The 12,186-nt window shown below is 73.1% G+C and carries 13 protein-coding genes; 8 read left to right on the forward strand and 5 right to left on the reverse strand.

Features of this window, described 5'->3' with window-relative positions:
• Positions 1–71 precede the first annotated feature (71 nt).
• Positions 72–656, forward strand: coding sequence for an NUDIX hydrolase family protein (locus U870_RS0106235; RefSeq protein ID WP_025156553.1), 585 nt, complete (start codon positions 72–74; stop codon positions 654–656).
• Between the two features lie 82 nt (positions 657–738).
• Here the strand turns inward: U870_RS0106235 and U870_RS0106240 are convergent, their stop codons facing one another.
• Together U870_RS0106240 and U870_RS0106245 are read right to left on the reverse strand one after the other, a co-directional pair.
• Positions 739–1,374 (reverse strand): YdcF family protein, encoded by a 636-nt coding sequence (locus U870_RS0106240; RefSeq protein ID WP_025156554.1) that lies wholly within the window; start codon positions 1,372–1,374, stop codon positions 739–741.
• A gap of 1 nt (position 1,375) precedes the next feature.
• Positions 1,376–2,035, reverse strand: a complete 660-nt coding sequence (locus U870_RS0106245) for a TetR/AcrR family transcriptional regulator (RefSeq protein WP_025156555.1) — start codon at positions 2,033–2,035, stop codon at positions 1,376–1,378.
• A 59-nt stretch (positions 2,036–2,094) separates the two neighbouring features.
• Here U870_RS0106245 and U870_RS0106250 point away from each other — a divergent pair, with 59 nt between their 5' ends.
• The 3 genes from U870_RS0106250 (at position 2,095) to U870_RS0106260 (ending at position 4,496) form a co-directional block, all read left to right on the forward strand.
• Positions 2,095–2,964 (forward strand): SDR family NAD(P)-dependent oxidoreductase, encoded by an 870-nt coding sequence (locus U870_RS0106250; RefSeq protein WP_025156556.1) that lies wholly within the window; start codon positions 2,095–2,097, stop codon positions 2,962–2,964.
• 76 nt (positions 2,965–3,040) lie between these two features.
• Positions 3,041–3,898 carry an alpha/beta fold hydrolase gene (locus tag U870_RS0106255; RefSeq protein ID WP_025156557.1) on the forward strand — a complete coding sequence of 286 codons (858 nt, stop codon included), beginning with the start codon at positions 3,041–3,043 and terminating at the stop codon, positions 3,896–3,898.
• A complete protein-coding gene (locus U870_RS0106260) occupies positions 3,891–4,496 on the forward strand; it encodes a TetR/AcrR family transcriptional regulator (protein WP_025156558.1) in 606 nt (201 codons plus the stop codon). The genes U870_RS0106255 and U870_RS0106260 overlap by 8 nt, the downstream gene beginning before the upstream one ends.
• Before the next feature lie 157 nt (positions 4,497–4,653).
• Here the strand turns inward: U870_RS0106260 and U870_RS0106265 are convergent, their stop codons facing one another.
• Positions 4,654–6,396 carry a DEAD/DEAH box helicase gene (locus U870_RS0106265; protein WP_025156559.1) on the reverse strand — a complete coding sequence of 581 codons (1,743 nt, stop codon included), beginning with the start codon at positions 6,394–6,396 and terminating at the stop codon, positions 4,654–4,656.
• A 260-nt stretch (positions 6,397–6,656) separates the two neighbouring features.
• Here U870_RS0106265 and U870_RS0106270 point away from each other — a divergent pair, with 260 nt between their 5' ends.
• Positions 6,657–8,888: a HelD family protein gene (locus tag U870_RS0106270; RefSeq protein WP_025156560.1), complete on the forward strand. Its 2,232-nt coding sequence runs from the start codon at positions 6,657–6,659 to the stop codon at positions 8,886–8,888.
• 47 nt (positions 8,889–8,935) lie between these two features.
• Here the strand turns inward: U870_RS0106270 and U870_RS0106275 are convergent, their stop codons facing one another.
• Both U870_RS0106275 and U870_RS0106280 read right to left on the reverse strand, forming a co-directional pair.
• On the reverse strand, positions 8,936–9,643 hold the full coding sequence (locus U870_RS0106275) for a DUF1684 domain-containing protein (RefSeq protein ID WP_052357582.1): 708 nt from the start codon (positions 9,641–9,643) through the stop codon (positions 8,936–8,938).
• A complete protein-coding gene (locus U870_RS0106280; protein WP_025156562.1) occupies positions 9,640–10,218 on the reverse strand; it encodes a hypothetical protein in 579 nt (192 codons plus the stop codon). The genes U870_RS0106275 and U870_RS0106280 overlap by 4 nt, the downstream gene beginning before the upstream one ends.
• Before the next feature lie 27 nt (positions 10,219–10,245).
• Here U870_RS0106280 and U870_RS0106285 point away from each other — a divergent pair, with 27 nt between their 5' ends.
• The 3 genes from U870_RS0106285 to U870_RS0106295 all read left to right on the forward strand — a co-directional run bounded on the left by U870_RS0106285 (position 10,246) and on the right by U870_RS0106295 (position 11,803).
• Positions 10,246–10,818 (forward strand): EVE domain-containing protein, encoded by a 573-nt coding sequence (locus tag U870_RS0106285; protein ID WP_240183641.1) that lies wholly within the window; start codon positions 10,246–10,248, stop codon positions 10,816–10,818.
• The gene (locus U870_RS0106290; RefSeq protein WP_025156564.1) at positions 10,815–11,417 is read left to right on the forward strand and encodes a 2-phosphosulfolactate phosphatase; all 603 of its coding nucleotides are present in this window, start codon (positions 10,815–10,817) and stop codon (positions 11,415–11,417) included. The genes U870_RS0106285 and U870_RS0106290 overlap by 4 nt, the downstream gene beginning before the upstream one ends.
• An 83-nt stretch (positions 11,418–11,500) precedes the next feature.
• Positions 11,501–11,803, forward strand: coding sequence for a DUF427 domain-containing protein (locus U870_RS0106295; protein ID WP_025156565.1), 303 nt, complete (start codon positions 11,501–11,503; stop codon positions 11,801–11,803).
• Positions 11,804–12,186: the final 383 nt, after the last annotated feature.

The raw sequence follows: 12,186 nt of genomic DNA on the forward strand, positions 1-12,186 counted from the left end.
TCGCGTGTCGCCTGTCCACAGATCCGTGGCAGCCCGGTGGTGGCGCGGCGCGGATTCCGTACTATCGACCCATGAGCGTTCGCACCCCGGATCCCGATCCGACCCCCGATCCGCTGCCCGGCGACGGCGGGCAGCCCGGTCCGGCCTGGCTGAGCGACATCGAGCTGGAGCAGATCCGTCGGCGGCTGCCGCTGCTGTACGTCGAGGCGGTGCCGGTGCGGGTCGACGGCCTCGGGCAGGTGACGCATGTCGGAATCCTGCTGCGTGCGAACGCGATGGGCGAGATCACCCGCACCCTCGTCTCGGGCCGGGTGATGTATGGCGAGACGCTGCGCGAGGCGTTGTTCCGGCACCTGGAGAAAGACCTGGGTCCGATGGCGTTCCCCCTGCTCCCGGCCAGCCCCGTCCCGTTCCACGTCGCCGAGTTCTTCCCCATGCCGGGCGTCACGGCCTTCACCGACGAGCGCCAGCACGCGGTGTCGCTGGCATACGTCGTCCCGGTCACCGGCACGTGCGAACCGCGGCAGGATGCGCTCGAGCTCACCTGGATGACGCCGGAGGAGGCGGTGTCGCCCACCGTCGCCGAAGAGCTGGAGGGTGGCCGCGGCGCCCTGGTCAAGGCCGCGATGGCCTCGGTCGGCTGCATCGCGCCGTAGCGGCGGCGCGACGGCCTCGGCCCACCGAGGCTTCGGCCCACCGAGGGAGCCTCGCCCGGTCGGGTGCCGACCGACGGCGTGCTCACGGCATCGACGCCGGATCCGCCGTCGTGCGCAGGCGGGACAGTGCGCGCAGGCCGACGACCGCTGCGATCGGCTTGATCAGGAGGATCTCCCCGATGCGGTCGTCCGCCGCCCGCCGAAGCCGGTCGGCGAAATCCGGCCGCTGGAGGGTCAGGTACCGTCGTCCCTTCTCGGCGTGCACGGCGTTGGAGGCGATGACGATCGCGTCGGCGTCGGCGAGGAGAGGGAGGGCGTTGCGGATGTTCTCCCACGTGCTCCTGCTCTCGGTGTCGAGGAGGATCCGGCCCGCGTAGCCGCGCTCGCGGGCGTAGCGCGCCAGCAGCTCGGCTTCGTAGACGGGCCCGCCGACCGCCCCGCCGCAGAGGATGAGGACCGAGCGGTCCGCGCGCGGGTCGCGCGAGCGCAGTCCGACACGCACCCGGTAGCGGTTCACGGCATTGGCTCGCGGCCCGCGGTTCCGGAACCCGAGGACGACGACCGCTTCCGAACGCGGAGCGGGCCCGCGGCCGCCGCCGGGGCCGAAGCCGCGGCGGGACGCCCGCCGGTGCACCGCCTCCGACCACACGAGCACGCCCGCGGCACCGATGGCGGCGCCGGCGAGGGTGAGCAGACCGGTGCGGGTGCGTGACCGCATGTCAGTCCTCCGCGTCCATTCCGGCGAGCAGGGCCGTCAGGATGCGGGTGAGGCGCGGGCCGACATCGACGATCGCGTGTCGCAGCCGGGGGTCGCTGCGGTAGAGCGCCTCGAGCTCCGGGCCGGGCGTGGCCATCTGCCACTGGGCTCCCGCCATGCTCGTCGCGGTGGCGATCACGTCGATCGCCTGCAGCTCGGTGAGGCCGGGTCGCAGCCGACGGAGTTCGCCCGCGATGGCCTCGACGTGCACGTGCACGTCGAGCTTGAAGTCGCGCACCACCTCGACCGACACGTTCCGCTCGAGGGTGAGGGGCGTGTGCGCGAGCAGGTCGCAGAACAGGGGCCGCGCGACGAGGGTGTCGCTGAGTGCGGCGGCCAGTCGGCTCGGGGAGGCGCTGCGCCACGACGACAGCAGCGGGAGGAGCCAACCCGCCCACGATCGCCACTCGTCGGCGGTGAGGCGCAGATAGATCTGCTCGCGCGTCTCGAAGTAGCGCAGCAGCCCGGACTTGTGCATGCCGACAGCGTCGGCGATGTCGGTGAGGGTGACCGCCCGAGTGCCTCGGCGCTCCGCTTCCGACCGTGCCGCGCGCAGGATCGCGTCCTCGCGGGCGCGCTTGGCGTCGGCGGAACGGGCGCGCTCGAACGGTGCGGTGCTCATGCCCCTATGCTAGCGCAACGAGGTTGCGTTATTAACGAAACGGTGTTGTACTAAACGCCATGTCCGATTTCACCTGGTTCATCACTGGTTCGTCGCGTGGCTTCGGCCACGCCCTCGCCGAGGCGGCCCTCCGCCACGGCGATCGTGTCGCCGCCACCGCGCGCCGGCCCGAGCAGCTCGCCGATCTGGTCGCCTCGGGAGGCGCCGACCGCGTCGTCGCCCTCCCGCTCGACGTCACGGATGCCGCCGCGGCCGCGTCGGCGCTGGCCTCCGCCCGCGAGCACTTCGGCCGCATCGACGTCGTCGTCAACAACGCCGGATACGCCAACGTCGCGCCGATCGAGACCGGGCCGGCAGACGACTTCCGCGCTCAGTTCGAGACGAACTTCTGGGGCATCTATGCCGTCACCACGGCGGCGATCCCGCTGCTGCGCGCGCAGGGCGGCGGGCTCGTCGTGCAGTTCTCGTCCGTGGGCGGGCGCGTGGGCGGCTCGGCCGGCATCGGCTCCTACCAGGCGGCGAAGTTCGCCGTCGACGGTTTCAGCCGCGTCGTCGCCGCGGAGACCGCGCCCTTCGGAATCCGCGTGATGGTCGTCGAGCCGAGCGGCTTCGCGACCGACTGGGCCGGATCCTCGATGGCGGTCGGCGACATCCCGGCCGACTACGCGTCGACCGTCGGGGCGATGGGCGGCCTACGCGGCCGGGCCATGGCGGGGGATCCGTCCCGGGCGGCCGACATCCTCGTGCGCGTCGCACACGCCGAGCGGCAACCCTCCCATCTGCTGCTCGGGCGCACCGCCGCCACGATGGCGATCGCGTACTCCGAGCGGCAGCTGGAGGAGGCGATGGCCTGGCGCGACGTCAGCATCTCGGCGGACGCCGGGGAGGCGTTCCCGGTGCCGCTGCCGGTCGACCCCGTCGAGCCGTGAGTGGCGGACGGGCGCCTGCATCGACGGTTTACGACAGGGGTTGCGCCGAATGGCTAATGATATTAGCTTTACGGCTATGAACACTTCCATCGCTTCGCAGGTCCACTACCTGCAGCGCCCCGAGGGACGCGTCAGCTACACCGTCGAGGGCTCCGGCCCGCTCGTGGTCGCCGTCCCCGGGATGGGCGACCTCCGTTCCAGCTACCGGGAGCTCGTCGGCCCGCTGGTCCAGGCCGGCTACCGTGTGGCCGTCACCGACCTCCGTTCCCACGGGGACTCGGACACCGGGTTCCGCACCTTCGGCGACATCGCCACCGGTGAGGACCTGATCGCGTTGATCGACGAGCTCGGCGGCCCGGCCGTCGTCCTGGGCAACTCCATGGGCGCGGCGGCCGCCGCCTGGGCCGCGGCCGAGCGACCCGATGCGATCGCCGGGCTCGCGCTCTACGGGCCGCTCCTGCGGGACCCCGCGACGAGTCGCGTGACGGCGCTGTTCCAGAAGGCGCTGTTCGGTGTCGTGCTCGCCCGGCCGTGGGGAGCCGCCTTCTGGGCCGGCTACTACAAGAAGCCGCTGAATGCGGGCCGGCCGGCCCCGTGGCTCGACGAGCACGTCGCGGCCATCCGCGCCGGCCTGCGCGAGCCCGGCCGGCTCCGCGACTTCCGCCGGCTGGCCCTCCGGCTGACGCACTCCGTCGTGGAGCCGCGGCTGCCCGAGGTCCAGGCGCCGATGCTCGCGTTCGTCGGCGAGCTCGATCCCGACTTCCCCGACGCCGCGGCGGAGGCCGACTGGATCGAGTCGCTGGGCGCCCGCGTCGTCCGCGTCGCCGACGCCGCCCACTACCCGCACGCCCAGCGCCCCGACATCACCGTCCCCGCCACGCTGGAGTTCCTGCAGGAGCGGCGCGCGGCCGGATGGGGAGCCGGGCGTGCCTAGGGCCGGCCTGAGCCGCCCGGCCGTGACCGCGGTCGCCCTCGACCTCGTGGACGAGGGCGGGGTGGCCGGCTTCGACCGGCTCACCCTCGCCGCGGTCGCGTCGCGGGCGGGCGTCGCCGTCCCGAGCCTGTACAAGCACGTATCCTCCCTCGACGATCTGCGTCGCCTGGTCGCCACGGACGCTGTGGCCGAACTGACCCGGACGCTCGCGGCGGCCACCATCGGCAGGTCGGGCGCGGAGGCCGTGCGTGCGGCTGCTGTCGCCCTCCGTGGCTACGCGCGCGTGCATCCCGGGCGCTACGCGGCCACGCAGGTCGCTCCGCGCCTCGCCGACCCCGCCGACGCCGAGCTGGCGGCCCGCGCCGAGGAGACCCTGCAGGTGCTGTCCGCGGCCCTCCGCGCCTTCGGGTTGCCGGACGACGCGAACGTGGACGCCATCCGTATCCTGCGCAGCTCCCTCCACGGCTTCATCAGCCTGGAGCTGGGCGGCGGCTTCGGTCTCCCGGACGACCTCGACCGCACCTTCGACCGCCTGATCGACGGCATCGTCGCCGGGTTGGCGGGGCTCGCCGCACTGACCGTGCAGCCCGCCTCGTAAGCGCCCGCGCGACCGAGGTCGCCGGCGCAGGGGCCCCATCCCGTCGCTTCGCGCGTCGCGGAGCGACGAAGTGGGACCCCGGTGGGGCGGAGACGACGACAGCGGGCCGCGACGGAGGTCGCGGCCCGCTGTCGAGAGGAGCCGAGGAGGGCGGAGATCAGCCGCGCGCGCGGCGCGAGCCGAGCCCGCGGCTGGTGCTCGAGTTCACCAGATCGCCCATACGGATCGGGCCGCCGGAACGACGACCGTCGCCGCCGCGCGAGGGAGCCTGCTTCGCGGAACGCTCGCCGGAGTGGCGGTTGCCGTCCGAGACGGCGTCGCGACCGCGACCGCCGTGAGCACCACTCGCACCCTGGCCGCTGCGGCCCTGGCCGTTCTGGCCCTGGCCGTTCTGGCCCTGACCGCCCTGGCCCTGACCGCCCTGGCCGCCGCGCCGACGGCGGCCCTGGCCGGCCTGCTGCTGGCCGCCCTGCTGACCGTCGCGCTGGGTCGCGGCGTCGCCGGAGCCGGCACCGCGGCCGTCACGACGGCGTCCGCCACCGGTCGACTCCGCCACTGCCGCCTGGCCGCCGGAGCGCTGGCCGTCTCGGTTCTGACCGCCGCGGCCGCCGCGGCCGCCCGAACGGCCGCCGCCGGACGAGGCACCGCCCTGGCGGGAGCCGCCCTGGCGTCCACCGCCCTGCTGTCCGCCGCCCGTGGCCGCCGGGGCGGCGCTCGGGGCGACGCGCTCAGCCGGCTCGCCGACGAGCGCGGTGACGGCCGGGGAGTCCGCGGTGACCTTCTGCGGGGCGACGGTGATGGCCGCATTGCGCAGCAGGACCTTCACGTCGCCCGCCTGCTCCGTGAGCATCACCGTGACGACGTCACCGGCGCTGCCGGCGCGCGCGGTGCGGCCGGAGCGGTGCAGGTACGCCTTGTGCTCCGCCGGCGGGTCCACGTGGACCACGAGCTCCACGTCGTCCACGTGCACACCGCGCGCGGCGACGTCGGTGGCGACGAGCACGCGCACCTCGCCCGAGCCGAACGCGGCCAGGTTGCGGTCGCGCGCGGGCTGGGAGAGGTTGCCGTGCAGGTCGACGGACGGGATGCCCGACGACGTCAGCTGCTTGGCGAGGCGCTTGGCCTGGTGCTTGGTTCGGGTGAACAGGATGCGACGGCCGCGGCCCGAGGCGAGGGCCGTCACGAGGTCCTTCTTGGCGTCGGGGTCGCAAACCTCGAAGACGTGGTGGGTCATCGCCGCGACGTGGCTGGTGGCCTCGTCGACGGAGTGCATCGCCTCGTTCTGCAGGAACCGCTTCACGAGCTTGTCCACGCCGTTGTCGAGCGTGGCGGAGAAGAGCATGCGCTGACCGCCGGACGGCGTCTTGTCCATGATGCGCGTGACGACGGGGAGGAAGCCGAGGTCGGCCATGTGGTCGGCCTCGTCGAGGACGGTGATCTCGATCCGGTCGAGGGAGATCTCGCCCTGCTTCATCAGGTCGTCGAGGCGGCCGGGGCAGGCGACGACGATGTCGACGCCGGCGCGCAGGGCCGCGACCTGGCGGCTCTGCGAGACGCCGCCGAAGATCGTGGTGATCGCCAGTCCGGCCGAGTCGGCCAGCGGCTTGAGGGTCGCCGCGATCTGGGTGGCCAGCTCACGGGTCGGGGCGAGCACGAGGCCGCGAGGCCGGCTGCTGCGGCCGCGGCTCGGCGCGCCGTGGGAGAGGCGGGCGACGAGCGGCAGGCTGAACGCGATGGTCTTGCCGGAGCCGGTCTTGCCACGGCCGAGCACGTCGCGGCCGGAGAGGGTGTCGGGGAGGGTGTCGGCCTGGATCGGGAAGGCCTCGGTCTTGCCGTCGGCCGCGAGGACGGCGACGAGAGGAGCGGGCACGCCGAGGTCGGCGAAGGTCGTGGTGGTCACTGGTGCCTTTCGGGCATAAGGCCCCGGCGCGGGTGTTCTCGGACGCACGGGACGAAAAGGGCGAAGGTGCGGGATGCACGTTTCGTTCGCCGTGAGAAAGTGGCGCAGGCGGGGCGGGGCCCGTCGCTCGCGCGGTGCGTTCTACGACGCAGGAGCCGTCGGATGGCTCGCAGTCCTCCCAGCATACAGTGCCTTGCTGTGAGCGCAGTCCCGGGTGGAGGTCGTAGACTTTCGGCCCGGAATCGAGAGGCGGTCATCGGGTGCACGAATCGGAGCTCGATCGCGAACGCGCGGTCGTCGACGGCCTGTACGAGCGGCTGGACATCCTCCGTGCCGAGACGGCGGAACGTCTGAGCCGGGTCCGCCGGGAATCCGTGGGCAGCAACCACCAGGCACGCAGCGAGCGGGACGCGTTCGCCCGGCTCTATGAGGATCAACTCACCCAGCTGCGCGATGTGGACGCCCGCCTCGTCTTCGGCCGGCTGCTGCTGGAGGAGCCGGCCGGCGACTCGCCCCACCGGTACATCGGCCGGATCGGCCTGCGCGACGACGACCAGCGTTCGCTGCTGGTCGACTGGCGCGCGCAGCAGGCGAGCGCCTTCTACCAGGCGACGGCGAGCGAGCGGATGGGCGTCCGTGCCCGGCGCCACCTCACGATGACCGGCCGTCAGGTGGTGCGCATCGACGACGAGGTCTTCGACGAGGCGCTGCTGTCCGGTGACCGGGCCTCCGGTGAGACGGTGCAGGGGGAGGGGGCGCTCCTCGCCGCCCTCTCCGCGCAGCGCACCGGCCGGATGGGCGACATCGTCGCGACCATCCAGGCCGAGCAGGACCGCATCATCCGTTCCGATCTGCGCGGCGCGCTCGTCGTGCAGGGCGGGCCTGGCACGGGCAAGACCGCCGTCGCGCTCCACCGCGCGGCGTACCTGCTGTACGCGAACCGGCAGCGACTGGGGTCGTCCGGCGTGCTCGTCGTCGGGCCGTCGACCGCGTTCCTGCGCTACATCGAGGCCGTGCTGCCCTCGCTGGGGGAGACCGGCGTCGTGCTCCAGACGCTCGGCGAGCTCTTCCCCGGGGTGGCGGCGACCAGCGACGATGCTCCGGAGGCGGCCCGGCTGAAGGGTGCTGCGCAGATGGCCCGGCTGCTCTCGCGGGCGGTGCGGTCGAGGCAGAAGGCGCCGGCCGAGGAGCAGACGGTCGTGGTGGACAACGAGCGCCTCGTCGTCCCGCCGGACCTCATCCAGCGGGCCATCGCCAAGGCCCAGCGCACAGGCAAGCCGCACAATCTCGCGCGGGTCACGTTCGTCAAGCAGGCGCTCGCCGAGCTGACCGACCGGCTCGCCGCCCAGCTGCGGGCATCCGGCTCCACGATCGACGACGCCGATCTGAAGGTGCTGCGGGAGGACCTCCGCACCTCCTACGATATCCGGGTGCTGCTCAACACCGCGTGGCTGCCGCTCACCCCGCAGAAGCTCCTGCAGGACCTCTACGCCCGTCCCGCGTGGCTGGCCGAGCTCACGCCGCGCTGGACGGAGGGTCAGCGTGCGGCGCTGCACCGCGATCGTTCGGCGCCGTTCACCGTCTCGGACGTGCCGCTGCTGGACGAGGCGGCGGAGCTGCTCGGGGACTTCCCCGGCAAGCCGGACACCGGTTCGCGCGAGCGGGACAGGCAGCGCAAGCGCGACCTCGAGAACGCGAAGGCCGCCATCCGGAACATGGGCGTGGAAGGTCTCGTCAGCGCCGAGCAGTTGGCCGACGGGTTCGCCGAGCGGGAGGACCGGGGCACCACCGCCGAGCGCGCGGCGTCGGACCGCACCTGGACCTACGGTCATGTGGTCGTCGACGAGGCGCAGGAGCTCTCGCCGATGCAGTGGCGGGTGCTCGTCCGCCGGTGTCCCATGAAGTCGTTCACGATCGTCGGCGACGTCGCACAGGTCTCCTCGCCGGCCGGAGCGACCAGCTGGGCGGACGCGCTCCAGCCGTACTTCAAGGACGCCTGGCGCTTGGAGGAGCTCACCGTCAACTACCGCACGCCCGCCCAGATCGCCGGCGAGGCGGAGCGGATGGCCCAGATCGCCGGTCTGCCGATCACCCCCACGCGCTCCGTCCGCGAGGGCGACTGGCCCATCCGCCGGGTGAGCGCGACCGGTCCCGACCTGGCCGCGGCCGTCGTCGCGGCCGTCGAGCACGACCGCGCCATCGATGCCGAGGGCACGCTCGCGGTCATCGTCCCGGTGCGTGAGGTGGAGGGCGTGGCCGCCGCCGTCGCCGAGCACTACGGCGACCGTGTCGGCCGGGGCGCGGCAGGGCTGACGCGCCCGATCGCGGTGCTCAGCGGCTACGAGGCCAAGGGGCTGGAGTTCGACGCGGTCGTGCTCGCCGACCCGGACGGGCTGGCGGGGGAGTCCCCGCGCGGGGCGGCCACCCTGTACGTCGCGATGACACGGCCGACGCAGCGGCTCACCCTCGTCGGACGCGAGTCCGCCGGCTAGCCGGCGCCACAGGCCGCCGTTCCGCCAGGAGCGTTCCGCCAGCAGCGCTAGGCGCCGGCTTCGACAGAGCTGCCCGCGTACCGCTCCCCGACGGGGACCTCGGTCGCCAGCGTGTTGCCGGCCTGCGCGAGCGGGCAGGCCCAGGCCGGATCGTAGGCGCACGACGGGTTGTAGGCGAAGTTGAAGTCGAGGACGATGGTCGCGTCGCCGCCATCCCAGTCGAGCCCGAGTTCGGCGCCCTTGATGCTGTCGATCAGATAGCGTCCGCCGCCGTAGGTGCCGCCGGGGCGCCCGGCCAGGGCGTCCTTCACCGGGACGAAGATCCCGCCGCCGTAGGAGGAGAGCCGCCAGACATCGAGGGTGCCCGCGAGCGGGACGCGCACGGTGCCCAGGAGCTCGAACGGGACGATGCCATCGGTCCCCGTCTCCACGTCCATCCGGCGAGGTTCCGCGGGCGCGTGGACCGCCAGCTCGAACCGCCACTCCGGGTCGTACGTGGCGACCGGCAGTCCGGTGAACCGCGCCCGGTCCTCCGGCAGCAGCGGGGAGGCGGGATGCGACGAGAACAGCTCGTCCCGGCACGAGACCCAATGCGCGTGCGCGGCCGCCGGGTCGGAACCGGCCAGGCGGCGGACGGAGGCGTAGAGCGCGAACACCCGGCGGCGCCAGTCGGCGGTCTGCGCGGCCGTGACGGAGGCCGGCACGGGGCGCGACTCCCCGGCTCCTGCTGCGGGCTGGTCCTCCACGGTGCTCATCGTGCCTCCTCGGTTCGGCCGGCCTCACCGGCCTCGTACGTCACGCTACCGCGCTCGGGGTCGCGTTCGGGGTCGTACGCCCAGGTGGGTGCCAGCCGCCGCAGCCGGTGGCCACGCCACTGCCAGAACGCCCACAGGGTGTACCAGGCGACCGGTGTCAGCACGCCCGCGCGGACGATCAGCTGGTCGCGGTAGAGGGTGCGCACGCGCCCGTCCAGTCCCGGGCCGGCCGGGTCCGGTGCGATCGCCATCCGATGGTCCAGCCGCGGGAGCGCCGACAGTGCGCCTCCCGTCCCTCCTCCGCTGTCCCGCAGGATGCGGGTCTCGGACTCGCCCGCGCCGACGGGTCGCAGGGTGTCGAGCCGGATCGCCTGGGTCCCGACCGTGAACGCACCGAGCGCCCGCACCCGCACCCGGTGCTCGCCGTCGCCCCAGACGGTCGGGAACACGGCGTCGCCGTCGGGCTGGAAGTCCAGCCAGGGCAGAGCGACCTCGCGGAAGGCGGTCGGGCTCTGCAGGGCGCGCCAGGCGGCGTCCGGATTGCAGTCGAGGAAGAGCTTGAGCAGCACGCGCATGACCCCAGTGTCGCCCCGGAACCGCCGGTGCGGACCGACTTCCCGGCGCATTCCCGCCTGCGCCTGGTCGGCGGTGTCGGCGGGATGCGCTACAACGGGAGCATGGCGATCCGCTATTGGCTGGGCGTGGTGCAGCGCGACCACGTGCTCCGTGGCGTCGCGGGAGGGTTCGCGCAGGTGAACCACGGTGCCCGCGGCCCGCTGGAGTCGATGGGCCCGGCCGACGGCTTCGTCTACTACTCACCGAAGACGACGTACCCGGACGGCGAGCCGCTCAAGGAGTTCACCGCCGTCGGCCGGATCGCCGACGGCGAGGCGTTCCAGGTGACCCAGGGGGAGTCCATGCGCGGCCCGGCCGCTGACTTCCGGCCGTGGCGGCGGCGCGTCGAGTGGGATCATGACGCGGTCCCGACACCGATCCGTCCGCTGCTGCCGTCGCTCGACTTCACCCGGGACAACCGCGACTGGGGGTACCAGCTGCGCCGCGGGGTGATCGAGATCACGCGCCACGACTTCGAGCTGATCCGTCGGCAGATGCGGCCGTCACCCGGCGAAACACAGCGGGGGCGCCTCTCCGGTCGCACTACGATGGCCCGGTGACCGAGCCGAGCGCCCTCCCGACCACGACCGCCTCCGACGTCTCCGCCGCGCACCGCCAGGCGAAGTACCAGGTGCGGTTCGACTGGGCCGCCGACGGCGCCCGGGCGATCGCCGGCGACGCCGACGTCGTGATCTGGGTGGACGCGATCGGCGTGTCCGCGATCGCTGCTCCGCCGCCCGCCCTCGCCGCGATCCCGGGCCGGGGTGCCGTCGTCGCGGCCGGCCTCGCCTCCGCCGCCGCCGTCGCCTCCTGGGCGCTCGCGGAGCAGGTGCGCCTCGGCCGCCGCGCGATGATCTCGGTCGTCGCGGCGGGAGGCACGACCGCGAGCGGGGGAACCCGATTCGCGGTGGAGGACCTGCTGGCCGCCGGTGCGGTGATCGACGCGCTCGCCGCGCTCGGAATCGACTACAGCTCGCCGGAGGCCGCCGCCGCGTGTGCCGCATTCACGGGCCTGCGCGGCGCCGTCGCGCACCTGCTCACGGCCTCCGTGTCCGGTCAGGAACTCGTGGCGGCCGGCGTCGCCACGGCCGAGATCGCGCCCGCGGGCCGCCTCGGAACGGTCGACACGGTCGGGGTGCTGCGCGGTCCCGCCGAGTGAGGGGTCGCCTCCCGGTCGACGGGAGTACCCTCGCGGAATGATCGGGCCGCACCGCGCGTTCCGCACTGCGAGGAGGTTGCATCATGAAAGCAGTCTTGAACGACACCGTGATCGCCGAAGCTCCCGAGGAGGAGCTCATCCGCATCGAGGGCAACTGGTACTTCCCGCCCGCGAGCGTGAACACGGACTACCTGGTCGAGAGCGCGACGCCGTACACCTGTCCCTGGAAGGGCGAGTGCCAGTACTTCTCCGTGAAGGATGGCGACACGCTCCTGCAGGACCGTGCCTGGGCTTATCCCACCCCGTACCCGAGCGCGTTCGATCGCGTCGGCAAGGATTTCAGCGGCTACGTCGCCTTCTGGAAGGACGTGCAGGTCGTCGAGTGATCGGCGCCTGACCAGGGGACCGGCGGTGGGCTGCAGCCCACCACCGGTCCCCCTTTTTGAGGACTGACACCCGAAATGGGGTACAGCTTCGGCTTTCCTGTGAGCGGTCGATGACGATAGGAATGAATAACGGAGGTACTCCTGGGACCCGACCGAGGAGTCGCCGATACGGGGGCTCACCCGACGCTGCCCCTGATCGGTGTTGCCCGAGCCTCCGTGTACCCGAATCGCTGGTCCCGTGCTCCGACGTGTCTTTCTGCATGCCCGAAACCCGTTCACAACCCGCTCCACGGCTCGACACCGTGGTCGCTCCCAGGCTCGACGAGCCCCCTCGCTGAAGGCCGCGGGGTTCGTCGCCGCCGGTCTCGCGCTGGCCCTCGTGG

Origin of the sequence: Leifsonia aquatica H1aii (genome assembly GCF_000633535.1) — a bacterium.
GTDB lineage: Bacteria > Actinomycetota > Actinomycetes > Actinomycetales > Microbacteriaceae > Leifsonia > Leifsonia aquatica_A.